The sequence below is a fragment of the Kitasatospora sp. NPDC002551 genome (assembly GCF_040296005.1).
Lineage (GTDB): Bacteria > Actinomycetota > Actinomycetes > Streptomycetales > Streptomycetaceae > Kitasatospora.
In genome coordinates, this window is sequence record NZ_JBEOWI010000005.1 from 120288 (window position 1) to 137229 (window position 16942).

General features: G+C 76.4%; 15 protein-coding genes. 5 read left to right on the forward strand and 10 right to left on the reverse strand.

What is annotated here, in order from left to right; all coding sequences use genetic code 11:
- Positions 1 to 11 precede the first annotated feature (11 nt).
- Positions 12 to 404 (forward strand): roadblock/LC7 domain-containing protein, encoded by a 393-nt coding sequence (locus ABT093_RS07345; protein ID WP_350561380.1) that lies wholly within the window; start codon positions 12 to 14, stop codon positions 402 to 404.
- 107 nt (positions 405 to 511) lie between these two features.
- A complete protein-coding gene (locus ABT093_RS07350) occupies positions 512 to 886 on the forward strand; it encodes a hypothetical protein (protein ID WP_350561382.1) in 375 nt (124 codons plus the stop codon).
- On the opposite strand, the gene ABT093_RS07355 is transcribed toward ABT093_RS07350, so the two are convergent.
- From ABT093_RS07355 to ABT093_RS07385, 7 genes are all read right to left on the reverse strand, one after another.
- A complete protein-coding gene (locus ABT093_RS07355) occupies positions 855 to 1313 on the reverse strand; it encodes a DUF6188 family protein (RefSeq protein ID WP_350561384.1) in 459 nt (152 codons plus the stop codon). The two genes, ABT093_RS07350 and ABT093_RS07355, sit on opposite strands and share 32 nt — an antisense overlap.
- Positions 1314 to 1381: 68 nt before the next feature.
- On the reverse strand, positions 1382 to 2506 hold the full coding sequence (locus ABT093_RS07360; RefSeq protein ID WP_350561386.1) for an NUDIX domain-containing protein: 1125 nt from the start codon (positions 2504 to 2506) through the stop codon (positions 1382 to 1384).
- Positions 2507 to 3275: 769 nt separating this feature from the next.
- A complete protein-coding gene (locus ABT093_RS07365) occupies positions 3276 to 4208 on the reverse strand; it encodes an SGNH/GDSL hydrolase family protein (protein WP_350561388.1) in 933 nt (310 codons plus the stop codon).
- A 65-nt stretch (positions 4209 to 4273) separates the two neighbouring features.
- Positions 4274 to 5422 (reverse strand): glycosyltransferase, encoded by a 1149-nt coding sequence (locus ABT093_RS07370; RefSeq protein WP_350561390.1) that lies wholly within the window; start codon positions 5420 to 5422, stop codon positions 4274 to 4276.
- Positions 5419 to 6702 carry a glycosyltransferase family 4 protein gene (locus ABT093_RS07375; RefSeq protein ID WP_350561392.1) on the reverse strand — a complete coding sequence of 428 codons (1284 nt, stop codon included), beginning with the start codon at positions 6700 to 6702 and terminating at the stop codon, positions 5419 to 5421. Before ABT093_RS07375 ends, ABT093_RS07370 begins: the two co-directional genes overlap by 4 nt.
- 101 nt (positions 6703 to 6803) lie before the next feature.
- Positions 6804 to 6995 carry a YegP family protein gene (locus ABT093_RS07380; RefSeq protein ID WP_350561394.1) on the reverse strand — a complete coding sequence of 64 codons (192 nt, stop codon included), beginning with the start codon at positions 6993 to 6995 and terminating at the stop codon, positions 6804 to 6806.
- A 90-nt stretch (positions 6996 to 7085) separates the two neighbouring features.
- On the reverse strand, positions 7086 to 7478 hold the full coding sequence (locus tag ABT093_RS07385) for a nuclear transport factor 2 family protein (protein WP_350561396.1): 393 nt from the start codon (positions 7476 to 7478) through the stop codon (positions 7086 to 7088).
- Positions 7479 to 7635: 157 nt separating this feature from the next.
- Between ABT093_RS07385 and ABT093_RS07390 the strand changes: the two genes are divergently transcribed.
- Both ABT093_RS07390 and ABT093_RS07395 read left to right on the forward strand, forming a co-directional pair.
- Positions 7636 to 10728, forward strand: coding sequence for an SNF2-related protein (locus tag ABT093_RS07390; RefSeq protein WP_350561398.1), 3093 nt, complete (start codon positions 7636 to 7638; stop codon positions 10726 to 10728).
- A gap of 3 nt (positions 10729 to 10731) precedes the next feature.
- Positions 10732 to 10953 (forward strand): hypothetical protein, encoded by a 222-nt coding sequence (locus ABT093_RS07395; RefSeq protein ID WP_350561400.1) that lies wholly within the window; start codon positions 10732 to 10734, stop codon positions 10951 to 10953.
- Positions 10954 to 10978: 25 nt separating this feature from the next.
- Here the strand turns inward: ABT093_RS07395 and sph are convergent, their stop codons facing one another.
- The 3 genes from sph to ABT093_RS07410 form a co-directional block, all read right to left on the reverse strand.
- Positions 10979 to 11962: a sphingomyelin phosphodiesterase gene (sph, locus tag ABT093_RS07400; protein WP_350561402.1), complete on the reverse strand. Its 984-nt coding sequence runs from the start codon at positions 11960 to 11962 to the stop codon at positions 10979 to 10981.
- A 72-nt stretch (positions 11963 to 12034) separates the two neighbouring features.
- Entirely contained in the window at positions 12035 to 14131 is a 2097-nt protein-coding gene (locus tag ABT093_RS07405; protein WP_350561404.1) for an MMPL family transporter, read from the reverse strand.
- Between the two features lie 139 nt (positions 14132 to 14270).
- A complete protein-coding gene (locus ABT093_RS07410; RefSeq protein WP_350561406.1) occupies positions 14271 to 15251 on the reverse strand; it encodes a deoxyribonuclease IV in 981 nt (326 codons plus the stop codon).
- A 153-nt stretch (positions 15252 to 15404) separates the two neighbouring features.
- On the opposite strand from ABT093_RS07410, the gene ABT093_RS07415 reads away from it, so the two are divergent.
- On the forward strand, positions 15405 to 16694 hold the full coding sequence (locus ABT093_RS07415) for a cytochrome P450 family protein (RefSeq protein WP_350561408.1): 1290 nt from the start codon (positions 15405 to 15407) through the stop codon (positions 16692 to 16694).
- Positions 16695 to 16942 lie beyond the last annotated feature (248 nt).

Genomic DNA, 16942 nt, shown 5'->3' on the forward strand with positions numbered 1-16942 from the left:
AACTGATCGCCTTGGAAACCGAGCTGTTGGCCGAACTCCGCGCCATCAGGAACCGGCTGCCGCACCTCGCGGGCGGTCTGGTGGCCAGCGTGGACGGTCTGCTGATCGCCCACGACACCCACGGGACCGAGCCCTCGGGCCTGGCGGCGATGACCGCCGCCTCGCTCAGCCTGGCGCAACGGCTCGCCGACAGCACCGGCCAGGGCGAGTTCCGCGAGTCGCTGGTGCGCGGCGAACACGGCTACGTCGCCACCTACGCGGCCGGCGGCAGCTGCGTGCTCACCCTGCTCGCCCACCCGGACGCGAACGTCGGCCGCCTGCACCTGGAGGCCCGCCGCTCCGCCCAGCGGATCGCCGCGCTCCTGAACGACGCGCTGCTGCCCAAGGAGGCCCGGGAACCCTGACGGGCCCGGCCACCGCACGTACGTCCGTACCGCACCCACCCAACTCGACTCACCGATTCACCGAACTCACCGACTCACCGACTCACCGACGAACGGGAGACACCGAGATGACCGACGCCGCAGGCGCGCTCAAGCAGGCCATGACCGTGATCGAGGGCGCCATCGGCGCGGCCCTGGTCGACTACAACAGCGGCATGGCGCTGGCCACCCTCGACGGCCCCGGCGGCCTCGACCTCAACGTGGCCGCCGCCGGGAACACCGACGTGGTGCGGGCCAAGATGCGCACCATGGACATGCTGGGCCTCAGCGACGGGATCGAGGACATCCTCATCACCCTCAGCAGCCAGTACCACCTGATCCGCCCGCTCACCAGCCGCAGCGGAAAGGGCCTGTTCCTCTACCTGGCGCTGGACAAGGGCCGGGCCAACCTGGCGATGGCCCGGCACCAGCTCAGCAGGATCGAGGCGGACCTGGAGGTCTGACGGCGGCCGGCTTCCCGGACCGGACGACCTCGCCGCCGGGGAGCCCCGCGCAGACCGTGCCGTCGGGCGTGACCACGCGCCACGGTGCGAGCAGCGCGTGCGGCGGGACGGAGAGCGTCCCGCCGCCCGCACCGGCGAAGACCAGTTCCAGCCCGCCGGCCGGGGTGACCCGGGCGGAGCCGACCGTCCGGCCGACCAGACCGAGCAGTGGTCCGGTGGGCCGGAGGGTCAGCGCGGGGTAGTAGAGGCTGACCCCCGTCGGTCCGGTGAAGCGGAACTCGTGTGTCACCCGGACGGTCGCCGGCCCGTCGAGCGCGAGGTCGAGGCGGTCGCCGCCGCCGACCGCCGTCACCCGGCGACCGGTCAGGGCGGACAGGGCGTCGCCGAGGCCGTCCCCTGTGCGCGTCGTGTGTTGCGTGTTCTGCATGCGGCCAGTGTGGACCGGCGGGACGCCTCCTGTCCCGCTGCCCCTCCCACCGGCCTCGCGGGGCGCGCTCACCCGGCCGGGTACCCGCCGACCAGCTCGGCCGGGCCTCCCGGCCGGTCCCGCGCCGCCAGCGCGGCCGCCGTCCGGGCCCAGGACGCCGGCGTCAGCAGCGCCCGCGCCTCCACCGGGTCGCAGAGCCGCCACTCGACCAGCTCCTCCTCGGCCAGCACGATCGACGCGAACCGCTCGTCCGCCACCGTGCCGCCGTCGAACAGGTAGACCAGCACCGCGGTCTCCCGGGCCGACGCCGGGTCCGCCGCCCGGCCGGGCAGCCAGTCCAGCGCCAGCAGCCGTCCCGGCTCGCAGGACCAGCCCAGCTCCTCGCGCACCTCGCGGCGCGCCGCCGCCCGGGGCAGCTCCCGGTCCGCCTCGATGCCGCCGCCCGGCAGCGTCCAGTACGGCACCTCGCCGCCCGGCAGGTCCCACGGCCGCTGCCGCACCAGCAGGACGCGGCCCGCCCGGTCGGTGAACACCGCGCGGGCCTTGGCCCGGATCCGGGGGCGGCCCGCGATGTAGGCGGCCCGGTCCAGCAACGGCGGGGCGTCGGAGGGCGGTGCGGGGGCCGTTCGCGCGGGCCAGTGCGGGGACAGCCCGGACAGGCCCGCGGCGCCCGTGTACGCGGGGGGCGCCGGGTGGGGCGTCAGGTGGTCGAGGGCGTGCCCGGCGGGCAGGCCGTCCTCCAGCTCCAGGGGTGCGGCCGCGCGCGGGGCGCGCAGACAGGCCGTCACCCGCCGGGAGAGCCGCGGCGGCAGCGCACGGGCCGCCTGCTCCGGCGTCAGCCACGCCCAGCCGCCGACCTCGGCGCGGTCCGGCGTGAAGGCCGCCGCCTGCGCGGGGGTGAGCGGCTCGGCCCAGTACAGGTGGGCGGCGATCGGCGGGCGGGAGTGGTCCAGCGTCCAGTCCAGGCAGGCCAACGCCCCGAGCCGCGGGGTGAACCCCAACTCCTCCTCGATCTCCCGCACCGCCGTCCGGCGCGGCGACCGGTCCTCCGGGTCCCAGCCCCCGCCCGGCACCGCCACCGGGTGCTTCAGGTCGTACGGCAGCCGCACCACCAGCACCCGCCCGCGCTCGTCCGGGAACAGCACCCCCGCCGCCGCCAACAACTCCCGCCCCGACCCTGCCTCGCCCGCCACCCGCACTCCTTCCGCCACCCGCACTCCCTCCGCCACCCCCGAGGACACCCCACCCCGCCCCTCCGGTTCCCGGCCCGCTCGAACCGGCCTGCCCCACCCCGACGTTCGCTCGCCCGGAGCGGGCGCACCCCGCTGTGGCGGTGCGCCTACCTCGACATCTCCGGAGCCGGGCATCCCCCCACCCCGGCGCGCGGATCCAGGGCACCCCGTTCTTGCTGCTCGCCCGCCGCGATATACCCGTAGCCGGGCGTCCTTCCGCACCTCTGCGTGCGCACGTCCGCCGATCCCGGCGCGCGGAGCCGGGGCACCGCCTCCAAGCCCTGCGGCTGCACAGGCCGATGGGCCTGGAGTCGGACACCCGGCCCTGCGCCGGTTCGCCCACTGTGAGGCGTCCTGAGCCCGGGCCTCTCCCGCACTCCTGTGTTCCCGCACCCACCCGCCCCAGCGCCCGCGGAGCCGTGCGCCCTGCTCGCGCGGTTCGCCCCGTGGCGAGGTGTCTGGAGCCGGGGTCCGGGGCTTCTTCCCACTCCCCTGCGTTCGCGCGTCTGCCCGGATTGGCGCGCGCGGGGCCGGAGGGCTCTGCCTCTCCGCTTCTCTGGTGGCCGGCGGCTCCGCCCGCCGGGAGGTGAGGGGAGCAGGGGGCGTCCGGGCACGTGGGGCCGGCGATGTGTGGGGGCGAAGCAGGAAGTCGATGTCGCCGACTTCCCACTCCGGGGGTCGGCGGCTGCCGGCCTCGCGGGCGGAGCGGGAAGTCGACGGGGCCGACTTCCTACTCCGCCGGCTCGGGTGGCAGGGCGGCGAGGGCGGTGGTGGTGGCGTGGGCCATGCGGTGGTCCTGGTGGCCGGTGGTGCCGCGGAGGCGGGTGTAGCCCTCGACGGCGGCGAGGGCGACCAGGCCCGGGAGCAGGTCGGTGCTGCGGTCGGCGACCCAGCGGGTGCCCTTGGTGGCCATCCACCAGACGTCGGCCAGGGTGCCCGGCGGCGGTTCGGCGGGTTCCGGGGCGGGGGCCGGGCCGATCGGGCGGCCGGCGGTGGTGAGCAGGTCGTGGAACCCGCGGGCGATCAGGTGGTGGCCCTCGGCGCTCGGGTGGAGGCGGTCGACGCTGAGCAGCCGGCGCTCCGCCGTCCAGGGCAGCTCGGCGATGTGCAGGTGGACGGTCCGGTGGCGGGCGGAGAGCGCGTGCACCACGGTGTTCACCGCCCGCATCCGCCGGGCCAGCGGCCGGGCGAGCGGACGGGGCAGGCGCAGCAGGCTGCCCGGGTCGGGCAGGCAGGCGGTCAGCACCACCGCGCCGCTGCCGGTGAGCCGGCCGAGGGCGGTGTCCAGGGCCAGGGTGGTGCGGCCGACGTCGAAGCCGGACCGCAGGGTGTCGTTGCCGCCGGCCACCACGGCGGCGAACTGCGGCCGCAGCGCGAGCGCCGCCGGCAACTGCTCCGCCGTCAGGTCGGTGGTGAGCGCGCCGCTGCGCGCCAGGTTGGTGAAGTCGACCCCGGTCCGCGGCGGGGCCAGGGACCGGGCGAGCAGGGCCGCCCAGCCGCGCCAGCCGTCGGCGATCGGGTCGCCGATGCCCTCGGTGAGCGAGTCGCCGAGGGCCACGAACCGAACCGGTCCGCCGGTCCGTCGCGCGCCCCCGCGGGTCGCGCTGTGCGCGGCACCCGGTACGGTGCCGCCTCCTCCGTCCACTGCCGTGATGGTGTTCATCGGACCTCCCACCCCGTTCCGTGCTGTTCCGTGCTGTCCTGTTCGTCCTGTTCGTCGAAGGGGGCTCAGCGGGTGGCGACGGGCGCCGCGCCGTGGGCGGCGAGGAAGGCCGTCACGGCCGCCGGCCACCCGTACCGTTCGGCCTGGGCGCGGGCGGCGGCGCGCCTGGCCGGTTCGGGGCGGGCGAGAAGTTCGCGCGCCGCCTCCGCGAACCCCGCGCCGGTCGGTTCGGCGGCCGCGCCGGCCGCGCCGACCAGTTCGGGCAGGGCCGAGCCGCGGTGGACGGCGACCGGCGTGCCGCAGGCGAGCGCCTCCAGTGCGGCCAGCCCGAAGGTCTCCACCGGTCCCGGCGCCAGCACCACGTCGGCGCAGCCGAGCAGGCGGGCGACGGCCCCGCGCCCGGCCAGGTGGCCGAGGAGGTGCACGGGCAGCCGTTCCCGCGCGGCCCGGGCGGCCAGCCGCGAGCGCAGCGGCCCGGTGCCGGCCACCGCCAGCACCGCGTCGACCCCGGCGGACCGGAGCGCGGCCAGGGCGTCGAGGGCGAGCGCGGGGCGCTTCTCGGTGGAGAGCCGGGAACAGAGCACCAGCAGCACCTGCCCGGGGGCCGCGTACCGGGCCCGCTCCGCCACCCGGTCGGCGGCGGCCGGCGGGCGCAGCACGGCGAGGTCCACGCCGAGCGGGGCGCGCGCGAGGTTCCGCACGCCCAGGCGGCGGAACTCGGCGGCGGCCCAGTCGGTCGTGCAGATCACCGTGTCGTACGACCGGGCGGTCCGGCCGTTGAGCCGGTTCGCGGCCGCGTCGGCGGCCGGGCCGGGCACGCCCCAGGTCCGCAGCAGGCCGACGGCGCTCTCGTGCGAGACCATCGCCGAGCGCACCCCGTGCCGGCGGGCCCAGGCACCGGTCCAGCGCAGGGTGGTGCGGTCGGACACCTCCAGCCGGTCGGGGGCGAGCCGTTCGAGTTCGGCGGCGACCGCCCGGCGGTCGGTGAGCAGCCGGTAGCCGCCGCTGCCGCGGACCACGGGGCCGGGCAGCGTGACGACGAGTCCCTGCTCGCCCTCCTCGGCGGTGCGCCGCTTCCCGGGTACGACGAGCACCGGGGTGTGGCCGGCGGCCCGGTAGCCGGCGCCGAGGTGGCGCAGCGCGGTGCGCAGTCCGCCGGACACGGGGGTGACGAAGTTCGCCACCCGGACGATCCGCAGGGGGCCGGTGGTCATGCGGGCAGTTCCTCCGTCAGCGGGGCGGCCGGCCGCTCGGGTCCGTCGGGCGCACCGGCTCCGTCGGTCGCGCCGGGGGCGGTGGGCGCAGCGGAGGGCGCGGACGCCGCGGGCGCGTCGGGCCCGGCGGCCACCCCGTGGCGCTCCGCGAGCACCTCGGCGTAGTGCCGCAGCAGCAGGTCCCCGACGGCCTCCCAGGTGCGGGCGGTGACCTCGGCCCGCCCGGCGCGTCCGTAGGAGGAGCGAAGCTCCGCGTCCCCGGCGAGGGCGGTCACCGCCCGGGCCACCGCCGCGCCGTCGCGGGGCGGGACGAGCAGGCCGGTGCGGCGGTGCGCGACCAGGTCGAGCGGGCCGCCGGCGGCCGGGCCGACGACCGCGACCCCGCTGGCCATCGCCTCCTGGATGGTCTGGCAGAACGTCTCCAGCGGCCCGGTGTGCACGAAGACGTCCAGGGTGGCGAAACATCGGGCCAGTTCCTCGCCGGTGCGCCGGCCGAGGAAGACGGCGCCGGGCATGGCGGCCTTCAGCCCGGGCGCGGAGGGCCCGTCGCCGACCACGACCACCCGCACACCGGGCAGCGTGGAGGTCTCGGCGAGCAGGTCGACCCGCTTCTCCGGCGCGAGCCGCCCCACGTACCCGACCAGCACCTCGCCGCCGGGGGCGAGCGCCCGGTGCAGCGCCTCGTCGCGGTGGCGCGGGTGGAAGCGGACCGAGTCCACGCCGCGCGGCCACAGCTGCACCCGGGCGACCCCGTGCGCGGTGAGGTCCTGGGCGGCGGGGGTGGACGGCGCCAGCGTCCGGGCGGCGAGGCCGTGGACGGCGCGGATCCGGTGCCAGGCGGCCGCCTCGCCGAGCCCGCGCCCGGCCCGGTAGGCGTGCGCGTACCCGGCGAGGTCGGTCTGGTAGACGGCGACGACGGGCACGCCGAGCCGGGCGGCGACCTGCGCCCCGCGCGCGCCGAGCACGAACGGACTGGCCAGGTGGACGAGGTCGGGCCGGTGCCGCTGGATCGCGGCGGCCAGCTGCCGGCTGGGCAGCGCGATCCGGACCTGCGGGTAGCCGGGCAGCGGGACGGAGGGGACGTGCACCACCGGCAGCCCGTCCGGCACGCCGCCGGCGCCGAAGGTGTGCGAGGGACTCTGCGCGCCGCGTGCGGGCGCCGGGGTGACGACGAGCGGCTGGTGCCCCCGGCGGAGGAGGTGCTCGGCGGTCCGCAGCACGCTGTGGGCGACGCCGTTGACGTCGGGGGGAAAGGATTCGGTGACGATGACGACACGCATGCCGGTGTTCTGTCCGCCCCCGGCGTGCACGCGGCCAAAGGGATCTGTCGCGCAAACGAACGCGGGTCGGCGAATCGTTCCGCCGACCCGCGTCGGAGCCCTCAGGCCGGTCCGGCGGCCGCTTCCTTCAGCTCCGCGTAGGGCGCGAGCTTGCGGATCGACTCGATGCTCTTGAGGCAGTCGTCCCGGTTCTCCTCCGGGTCACCCGTCACCACGATCGATCCGTTGCTCGCCTTGAGCCGGAACCGGTGCATGCCGCTCTCATCGGTGTACAGCTCGAACTTTCCCGCCATGGCAGTCGACACCTCTCGTTCAGGAATCCCCCTCGCACCGCAACGTAGGAGCAATTCCGGCGCCCCGCCCGCCGGGCCGCTCCATCCGAGTCATTCGCCGGTCAGCCGTCGCACGGTCCGGTCGATGCCGGCGCCGTCCTGTTCGGTCTCCTCCATGTACAGCCGGCCCCAGCGGATCAGCCCGTCCTGGACGCCGAACAGCGTCGTCCCCCGCATGTCGAACGCGGTGCCGTCCCGATGGGTGCCGTGCCAGTGCCACTCGCCCCACTCCACGCCGTCCGCGCGGGCGTGGGCCGCCAGCTCCGCCCGCAGGTCGGGGACGTCCTCGAAGAACCGGCCCCAGTTCCTGCGGACCTGCTCGCGGCCGGTGAACGCGCGGGCCGGGTGGGCGGGCTGCCGGCTGTCGTACCCGGGGGCGAAGCAGGCGGCGAAGCCGTCCAGGTCGTGGTCGTCGATCGCTCGGCGGAGCCGCTCGATGAGCATGGTCCGCTCCTTCCGTCGTCCGTCCGAACCCCCTGCCGGTCTCCTACCCAACCGGGCGCGCGGCCCCGGCCCACCGGCACTGTCGGTGCCGCGGACTAGGGTGGGAAACCCGTTCTGTTCCCGCTTCCGCCAACGTCCGGAGAGGTGCCGCCCACCGATGTACGCCCTGCACGCGCTCTGGCGGGCCGACGGCCGGCTCGCCGTCTGGGCGGAGGACGCGGCGGTGTACCGGGGGGACGCGCCGGCGGGTGCCGGCCGCGGGGGAGCGGCGCACCCGTTCGCCTGCCCGGCCGGCGAGGTGGCCCGGCTGCTCGGGGCGGTCGGGCCGGGCCTGGGCTGGCTGGCCGAGCAGGCCGCCGAGCGGTGGACGGGGCTGTTGCTGCCGACCCTCGGCGACCGGCCGGTGCCCTCGCCGGACCTGCCGGTGGGTGCCGTGCGGCGCGGTCTGGCGCTGGGCGCGTGGCGGGTGCCCGCGCTGCTCTTCGACCGCTCGCAGGCGGCCCAGCTGCTCGGCGCGCTGCACGACCCGCACTGGCCGGGCGCGACCGTCCAGCTGCCCGACGGCACCCCGGCCGAGCTGGCGTACGGCGCCTCGGTGCGCTGGCTGTCCGCCGTGCACGACCTCGCCTGGCGGCTGGTCGGGCGCGGGCGGCTGCTGCCGGTGCTGGTCGAGGAGGCGGGGCAGTGGTACGCCCGCTGGCGGCCCGCCCCGGACGCCCCGGCCCACCGGGAGGCGGCCGCGCTGCTCGCGGGCTGCCCGCCGGTCTGCCGCGCGGAGCACCCGGCCGGCCCGGGCGGCGAGCCGACCGCCGCCGCCCTGTTCACCGGGCTGCTGGACGCCCTGGCCGACCAGGAGGCCCGGGTCGCCCTCGCGGACCTCGACCCGCCCGCGGACCCCTTCCTCGCCGCCCTGCACGGCCCCGACGGCCGGCTCGCCCAGGCCCCGCCCGCCGGGCTGCCCGAGCGGCTGGCCGCCTGGCAGGCCGTCCGCCCGGCCGACGCGCCGCTGCGGCTGGACTTCCGCCTCACCGAACCGCTCGGCCCCGACCCGGACGACCCCGACGGCGGGGTCCTCGCCGACACCTGGCGGCTCGACCTGCTGGTCCGCGCCGCCGACCGCCCCTCGCTGGTGCTCCCCGCCGCCGCCCTGCGCCCGGGCGCCGCCGCCGACCCCGCGTACCGGGCGCTGGCCGGCGCCCTGCCCGCCACGGCGGCCGACCCGGCCGAGGCCTACCGGGCCGAGCTGGCCCGCGCCGTCCGGGTGGACCCGGGACTGCGCACCCGGCTCACCGGTGCCTTCCCCACCGAGGCCCGGCTCGACCGGGCGCAGGCCCTGTGCTTCCTGCGCGACGGCGCGCCCGCGCTGGCCCGCGCCGGGTTCGGCGTCCTGCTGCCCGCCTGGTGGCAGCGCCGCCCCCGGCTCGGCCTGGTCCTGACGGCCGGCACCCCGGCCGGCGACCCGTCCGCCGTGGCCCGCACCACGCAGGTCGACCGGGACGCCGTGCTCGCCTTCGAGTGGCGCCTGGCCCTGGGCGATGCCACCCTCACCGAGCAGGAGCTCGCCGAACTCGCCGCCGCCCAGCAGGGGCTGGTCCGGCTACGCGGTCGCTGGGTCGAGGTCGACCAGGCCCAACTCGCCGCCGCCGTACGCTTCCTGGCCGAGCACGGCACCGGCACCATGGAGCCGGTCGAACTGCTGCGGCTGGCCGTGCGGGACGGCGCCGTGGTGGACGGACTGCCGGTCACCGCCGTGCGCGCCACCGGCCCGATCGGCGACCTGCTGGCCGGCCGGACCGGTTCCGCCGACCGCGTCCCACAGCTGCCCGACGGCTTCACCGGCACCCTCCGCCCGTACCAGCGACGCGGGCTGGCCTGGCTGGACGCGCTCGGACGGCTGGGCCTCGGCGCCGTCCTGGCCGACGACATGGGCCTCGGCAAGACGGTGCAGACGCTCGCCCTGCTGGCCCTGGAGCAGGAGCGCGGTGCGCGCGGCCCGGTGCTGCTGGTCTGCCCGATGTCGATGGTCGGCACCTGGCAGCGCGAGGCCGCCCGGTTCGCCCCCGGCCTGCGGGTGCACGTCCACCACGGCCCCGACCGCACCGCGCCCGACGCGGCCGCCGACCTGGTGATCACCACCTACGGCCTGGTCCAGCGGGACGCCGCCGAACTGCGCCGCGTGCACTGGCGGCGGATCGTCGCCGACGAGGCCCAGCACGTCAAGAACCGCTCGGCCCGGCAGTCCCGGGCGCTGCGCTCGCTGCGCTCCGGCCCGCGGATCGCGCTCACCGGCACCCCGGTGGAGAACCGGCTGGCCGACCTGCACGCCGTCCTGGACTTCGCCAACCCCGGGCTGTTCGGCAGCCCGGAGGCGTTCCGGGAGCGGTTCGCCGTCCCGGTCGAGCAGACCGGCAGCGCGCAGGCGGCGGCCCTGCTGCGCCGGGTCACCGGCCCGTTCCTGCTGCGCCGCCGCAAGGACGACCCGCTGATCGCCCAGGACCTGCCCGCCAAGCAGGAGTTCACCGTCCGCTGCGCGCTGACCGCCGAGCAGGCCGGGCTCTACCGGGCGGTGGTGGCCGATCTGCTGGAGCGCCTCGGCGGGCTGCACGGCGTCGAGCGCAAGGGCGCGGTGCTGGCGGCGATCGGCCGGCTCAAGCAGGTCTGCAACCACCCGGCCCAACTCCTGCACGACGGTACGGCGGTGGCCGGGCGCTCGGGCAAGGTCGCCCGGCTGGTCGAGCTGCTGACGGAGGCGCTGGCCGAGGGTGACCGGGTGCTGGTCTTCACCCAGTACGCGGAGTTCGGCACCATGCTCCGGCCGTACCTGCGGCGGAAGTTGGGCGAGGAGGTGCTCTACCTGCACGGCGGGGTGCCGCGCGGGCGGCGGGAGGAGATGGTCGAGCGCTTCCAGTCGCCCGGCGGCCCGCGGGTGTTCCTGCTGTCGCTGAAGGCGGGCGGCACCGGGCTCAACCTGACCGCCGCCAACCAGGTGGTCCACCTGGACCGCTGGTGGAACCCGGCGGTCGAGGACCAGGCCACCGACCGCGCGCACCGGATCGGTCAGCGCCGCGCCGTGCAGGTCCGTCGGCTGGTCTGCGCGGGCACGGTCGAGGAGCGGATCGACGAACTGCTCGCCGCCAAGCGCACCCTGGCCGAGGCGGCGGTCGGCGACGGCGAGCAGTGGCTGGCCGAACTGCCCGCCGACCGGCTGCGCGAGCTGCTGGTCCTGTCCGCCGACGCGATCGGGGAGTGAACCGTGGCCACCGACGACGAACGACCGCTCGCCGACCTGCTGGACGTCTTCTGGCAGGGCTCCGTCCCCGCCGCCCCCGGCCTGGCCGGCGATCCGGAAGGCGATCGGGAGGGCGAAGCCGTCACCGCCTTCGAGGAGTTGGGCCCCTCCGGTCTCGCCGAGCGCGGCCGCCCGCTGGATCCCGCGCTCGCCGCCGCCTACCGGCGGTTCACCGGCGCCGGCTGACCCCGGTGAACCGCCCTTCCGGAGGCTAGCCCGCCGTCACGGGGTAGTGGTCGGACAGGTCGTTGTAGGTGTAGCCGGTGCCCCAACTGCTCACCGTCCACGGGGCGCTGTGGAAGCGGACCACCGTGTTGGTGTAGTGCGCGGGGCGGGCGTGGTCGGCGCGGTAGAGGACGTAGTCGAGGTCCTCCTTCGGCTCGCCCGGGTAGCGGTAGGCGGCGATCGAGTTGTCCGCGGTGTCGAATGAGTCGGCCCAGCCGTCACGGGTGTCGGCCGGCGCCACGCCCGCGTTGGCCAGCAGGGCGGGGTACTCGGTGCCGTGCGCGTCGACGTTGAGGTCCCCGGCGAGCACGACCGGCTCGGCGGCCGGGATGTTCTTGGCGTCGACGAAGGCCTTCATCGCCTTGAGCTGGGCGGCCCGGATCGCGGCCGGCCGGCCCGCGGAGCAGCCCGAGTCGGTGGACTGCAGGTGGGTGCCGATGACGTGGGTGCGCAGGCCGTTGACGTTCAGCACGGCGTAGACGAAGCCCTTGTTCGAAAACCGGTCCGAGCCGCAGGCGTCCTTGAAGACGTACTGCTCCTTGCGCAGGATCGGCCACTTGCTGAGCAGGGTGACGCCGCCGTCCTCGGGGGTGGCGGAGCTGTAGCCGCCGGCGGTGGCGTCCCAGCCGCTGGTCGAGCGGCCGACCACCGGGGTGTGGTACGGGTAGGCGGCCGAGGCCTGGGCGACCAGCGCGTCGGAGGCGCCGTTGTCGAAGGCCTCCTGGAGCACCACGACGTCCTGGCCCTGGAAGACGTCGGTGGCGGGGATGGCCTTGGCCCGGTAGTCCTGACCCCAGTTGGGGTAGAGGTTCTTGCTCATCAGGAAGACGTTGTACGTCAGCACCTTGAGCGCGGGCACGGACGCGCTCGCGGCGGGGGCGGCGTGGGCGCCGGGCGCGGCGGCGAGCGGGGCGAGCAGGGCCGCGGCGGCCGTGCAGACGGCGGCGAGACGCGTGGAGGGAGTTGGCATGCCCGCAGTGAAACGATGCCGGGCCACGTTCGTCCAGACGGTGAACGATAACCATATGAACTCATCGGTAACTTAAAGCTGTCTGGCCAACTCCTCTCTGTGCGGAGGAACTTGCCTGGACAACTCGCTCGGCCACCACATCCGGTGGTCCAGGTCCATGGTGAGCGCGGTGACCAGCACGGAGCGCACCACCAGGGTGTCCAGCAGTACGCCGAGGGCCACCGCGAAGCCGATCTCGGCGAAGCCGACGATCGGGAGGGTGCCGAGCACGGCGAAGGTGCTCGCCAGGATCAGGCCGGCCGAGGTGATCACGCCGCCGGTGGCGGCCAGACCGGCCACCGCACCCGGCCGGGTGCCGTGGTGGGCGGCCTCCTCGCGGACCCGGGTCATCAGGAAGATGTTGTAGTCGATGCCCAGGGCCACCAGGAAGACGAAGACGAACAGCGGGAAGGAGTTGTCCTGGCCCTCGAAGTGGAAGACGTGCTCGAAGAAGAACGCGCTGATGCCGAGCGCGGCGGCGTAGGACAGCACGACGGTGGCGATCAGCACCAGCGGGGCCGTGACGGCGCGCAGCAGCAGGGCGAGGATCACCAGGACCACGCCGAGGACGAGCGGGATGATCGTCCGGTTGTCGGAGGTCGCGGCCCGCCCGGCGTCCAGGATCACCGCCGTCGAGCCGCCCACCTGGGCGTCGGCGCCCGGCACGGCGTGCACGGCGGCCCGCAGCCGGTCCACGGTGTCCTTGGCCGGCCCGCTGTCCGGCGGGTCGGTGAGCGTGGCCTGGAACATCGCCCGGCCTTCGTGGGTCAACGGCGCCGTGGTGCCCGACACCCCGGGCGTCTCCTGCGTCACCGCGCGCACCGCCCCGGACTCACCGGCCGCGGAGATGACCGTCAGCGGCGCACCCGTGCCGGCCGGGAAGTGGTCGGCCAGCACCTCCTGGCCGACCACCGAGTCCGGCTTGCCGGTGAAGGTTCCGGCCGTGCTGAGGCCGGTCGCGTTCAGCGAGACCAGCCCGACGCAGCAGGCCGCGAGCGCCAGCGCGGTGCCGATCCACACCTTGCGCGGACGGCGTCCGATCCACGCCCCGACGTGCGCCCAGCGGCCGGTGCGCGTCGGCTCGGGCGTCCCGAACGCCGGCCGCACCGGCCAGAACACCCAGCGCCCGACGATCACCAGCAGCGCCGGCAGCAGGGTCAGCATCGCGGCCAGCGCCACCAGCACCCCGATCGCGCAGACCGGGCCGAGCCCGCTGGTCGAGTTCATCTCGGCGACCAGCAGGCACAGCATCGAGGCGATGACGGTCGCCGAGGAGGCCAGGATCGCGGGCCCGGCCCGGTGCAGGGCGAAGGCCATCGCCTCGTGCCGGTCCTCGTGCCGGCGCAGCTCCTCCCGGTAGCGGGCGGTGAGCAGCAGCGCGTAGTCCGTGCCCGCGCCGAGCACCAGCACGATGAGGATGCCGGCGCTCTGCGCGTTGACGGTCAGCCCGGCGTGCTCGGCCAGCAGGTAGATCACCGCCTGCGCGACCACCAGCGCCCCGGCTGCCGAGAACAGCGGCAGCATCCACAGCACCGGGCTGCGGTAGGTGAGCAGCAGCAGGACGATCACCACGCTGACGGTGGCCGCCAGCAGGGTGGAGTCGATCCCGGCGAAGGCCTCGGCCTGGTCAGCGCCGATACCGGCCGGGCCGGTGACGTGGGTGGTCATGCCGAGGCTGTTCTCGGCGGCGGTGGCGCGCAGGCTGTCCACCGCCGGGCGCAGGTCCTGCCAGCCGCCGGTGCCGATGTCGATCGGCACGATGGTCTGCAGCGCCTCGCCGTCGGCGGACTCCACCGGTCCGCTCACCCGGCCGAGCACGTGCGGGGCGGAGGCGAAGGCCTCGGCGTCCCGGGCCGCCTCGGCCCTGTCGGCCAGGGTGATCCCGCCGTCGCGGACGTAGACCACCACCGCCTGGGCGGTGTCCACCGGCTGGAACGCCCGCTGCTCGTCGAGCACCCGGGTGGACTCGGCGTTGCTCGGCAGCCAGCTGGAGGCCTGGTTGTCCTCGGCGTCGGTGAGCTTGCCCGCCAGCGGGCCCGCCACCACCAGCAGTACCAGCCACAGGGCCAGCACCACCCACTTGCTGCGGTGGCCGCACGGCAGCTCGGCCAACTTCCGGGTCGGGCTCATCGGGAGACCCCCGTCCTCGGGGCGCGTGACCCGCTCGGGCGCGTGACTCGTTCCAGCCTGACACCGGGGCCGCGCACCGGCAGCCCGAGCGGCTCCGGCGGAGTGTCCCCGGGCCGGCGGTCCGCCCCGGGCGGCGGCGCTACGCGGGCAGCGCGGCGCGGGCCCGCAGCCCCTTGAGCGCGGTGATGTCCCGGGCGTGGCCGGTGCCGTCGCCGCCGTGCTTGCGGTCCGGGGTCTCCACGATCAGCGGGACCCCGGCGGTCGCCGGGTGCTCGAACAGCTCGCGGAACGGCTCGGCGCCGATCAGGCCGTCGCCGATGTTGGCGTGCCGGTCCTTGCGCGCGCCGACGGCGTCCTCGGAGTCGTTGGCGTGGATCAGCCGCAGCCGGTCCGGACCGGCGGCCGCGACCAGCGCGTCCAGCGTCCCGCGCACGCCGCCCGGCGCCGCCAGGTCGTGGCCGGCCGCGAAGGCGTGGCAGGTGTCCAGGCAGACCCCGACGCGCGGGTGGCCGTCCAGCGCGTCCAGGTACTCGGCGAGGTCCTCCATCCGCGAGCAGAGCGAGCGGCCCTGGCCGGCGGTGGGCTCCAGCAGCAGCCACGGCGCGTCGTCGCCGAGCGCCTCCAGCTCCTCCAGCAGCGGGCGGACGTCCGCCCGGACCTGGGCCATCGCCTCGGCCCGGCGCGAGCCGCCGTCCGGCGCCGCGCCGACCGCCGAACCGGTGTGCAGCACCACGCCCAGCGCGCCGATCGCGTGCCCGCGCAGCAGCGAGTGGCGCAGCGAGGCGGCCGAGCGCTCGCGGGTGGCCGGGTTGTCGGAGCCGAAGTTGATGAGGTACGGCGCGTGGACGTAGGCGGGGATCGCCTCCTGGGCGCAGGCCGCGCGGAACTCCTCGTCCTGCGCCGGGTTGCCGGCCGGGGTCGCCCAGCCGCGCGGGTTCGCCACGAACACCTGCACCGTCTCGGCGCCCACCCGGCGGGCGTACGCCAGACCGGTCCCGGCCAGGCCCCGGGCCGCCACCGGCACATGGGCGCCCACCGGGTTGCGGCCGGCCGGGGACGGCGGGCGCGGGGCGGCGGCCGGTGCGGGGATCACGGGGGCGGCGGTGGCGGCGGTGCTCATGGCTCCGAGCATGGCATGCGGGCGCCGGACGGGCGGTGGCCGGGCCGTTCCCACCCGATCGGGTGAACCGGTGGAACCGGGTCGTCCCGGGGTGCTCGGCGCTCCGTCTTAGTCCGTGAGAGCAACGGAACCCGAGCGCCGAGGGAGGCGCCCATGACCGCCACCGAGTCCACCCACTCCTTCCCGCCGGTCGAGCCCGTCGAGACGGTCGACCTGCGCGACGCCGAGCTGGTGCGGAGCCCGTTCGAGGCCTTCTCGCGGATCCGTGAACGGGCGCCGCTCGCCCGGGGCACCATCCCGGGGGTCGATCCGTTCTGGATCGCCACCCGCTACGAGGACGTCCGCACCGTCCTCGCCGACCCCCGCTTCGTCAACGACGCGGCCGGTGTGCCCGGCGCCTGCCCCGCCCACCGCACCGCGCAGGTCTGGCGGGCGCGCGGTCTGCCGCCCGAGTGCGAGCAGTACCTGCGTGCCGGCGTGTTCGACGCGGACGGCGCCGAGCACCGGAGGCTGCGCGGCCTGGTCCAGCCCGCCCTGACGGCCGGCGCCGTCGGCCGGCTGAGGCCCCGGATCGAACGGCTCGCCGCCGAGCACGCCCGCGCCCTGCGCGAGCACGCCGACGCCGACGGCGTGGTCGACCTCGTCGCCCACTTCGCCTATCCGCTGCCGGTGACCGTCATCTGCGAACTGCTCGGCATCCCCGAGCCGGACCGGCCGCGGTGGCGCGCGTGGAGCTCCTACCTCGGCCGCGGCGCCGGCCCCGGACTGGACGACGCGCTGCGCGCGATGGTCACCGCCGCCCACGCGCTGATCGACCGCCGCCGCGCCGAGCCGGACGACGGCCTGGTCTCCCACCTCGCCGCCGCCGAGGGCACCACCCTCGACCGGGTCGAGACGGTCTCGCTCCTGCTCAACCTGATCGTGGCCGGCCACGAGACCACGGCCACCCTGATCGGCAACGGAACGGCCGCCCTGCTCGCCCACCCCGGGCAGCTCGCCCGGCTCCGCGCCGATCCGGCCCTGCTCCCGGCCGCCGTCGACGAGCTGATGCGCTGGTGCGGGCCGACGCTCGGCGCGCTGCCCCGCTACGCCACCGAGGACGTGCGGCTCGCCGGGACGCTCGTCCGCAAGGGCGAGGCCGTGATGCCGATCCTCGCCGGGGCCAACCACGATCCCCGGGCCTTCCCCGATCCCGAGCGGCTCGACCTGGGCCGCGCCACCGCCCCGCACCACGACGCCCACCTCGGATTCGGCCACGGTGCCCACCGCTGCCCCGGCGCGGTGCTCGCCCAGGAGGAGGCCGTGGCCGCCTTCGCCGCCCTGCTGCGCCACTACCCCCGGCTCGCGCTCGCCGTCGCCCCGGCCGAGGTGCGGCGCGGTCCCAACCCGGTGGCCTGGCACCTGGCGGAGCTGCCGGTACGCCTGGGGGCGCCGGTGAGCTGACGGACCACCACTGCCGGTCCCACCCTCCCCGGCCCGGCCTGCTCCGGCCCGGCCTTGCCGGCCTCACCCTTCCGGACTCGCCCGGCCCGACGCCCCGTCAGCCCGGCAGCCCAACCCTGGTGGCGGGGGCACCCGCGCGCACCTAGCGTCGATTCGGCCGACACCCACCGGCCGTCAACCCCCGCTCACCTTGCGTCACCGTGCCGATGGCCCCCACGCGCGCGTCGGGGCTCCCACGCGGCGGCGTG

What these genes read in the sequence shown, in the direction of transcription:
- ABT093_RS07390 (WP_350561398.1), top strand. Translation starts at nt 7,636, where the DNA reads ATGTACGCCCTGCACGCGCTCTGGCGGGCCGACGGCCGGCTCGCCGTC.
- sph (WP_350561402.1), bottom strand. Translation starts at nt 11,962, where the DNA reads ATGCCAACTCCCTCCACGCGTCTCGCCGCCGTCTGCACGGCCGCCGCG.
- ABT093_RS07365 (WP_350561388.1), bottom strand. Translation starts at nt 4,208, where the DNA reads ATGAACACCATCACGGCAGTGGACGGAGGAGGCGGCACCGTACCGGGT.
- ABT093_RS07375 (WP_350561392.1), bottom strand. Translation starts at nt 6,702, where the DNA reads ATGCGTGTCGTCATCGTCACCGAATCCTTTCCCCCCGACGTCAACGGC.
- ABT093_RS07355 (WP_350561384.1), bottom strand. Translation starts at nt 1,313, where the DNA reads ATGCAGAACACGCAACACACGACGCGCACAGGGGACGGCCTCGGCGAC.
- ABT093_RS07385 (WP_350561396.1), bottom strand. Translation starts at nt 7,478, where the DNA reads ATGCTCATCGAGCGGCTCCGCCGAGCGATCGACGACCACGACCTGGAC.
- ABT093_RS07405 (WP_350561404.1), bottom strand. Translation starts at nt 14,131, where the DNA reads ATGAGCCCGACCCGGAAGTTGGCCGAGCTGCCGTGCGGCCACCGCAGC.
- ABT093_RS07370 (WP_350561390.1), bottom strand. Translation starts at nt 5,422, where the DNA reads ATGACCACCGGCCCCCTGCGGATCGTCCGGGTGGCGAACTTCGTCACC.
- ABT093_RS07410 (WP_350561406.1), bottom strand. Translation starts at nt 15,251, where the DNA reads ATGAGCACCGCCGCCACCGCCGCCCCCGTGATCCCCGCACCGGCCGCC.
- ABT093_RS07415 (WP_350561408.1), top strand. Translation starts at nt 15,405, where the DNA reads ATGACCGCCACCGAGTCCACCCACTCCTTCCCGCCGGTCGAGCCCGTC.
- ABT093_RS07350 (WP_350561382.1), top strand. Translation starts at nt 512, where the DNA reads ATGACCGACGCCGCAGGCGCGCTCAAGCAGGCCATGACCGTGATCGAG.
- ABT093_RS07380 (WP_350561394.1), bottom strand. Translation starts at nt 6,995, where the DNA reads ATGGCGGGAAAGTTCGAGCTGTACACCGATGAGAGCGGCATGCACCGG.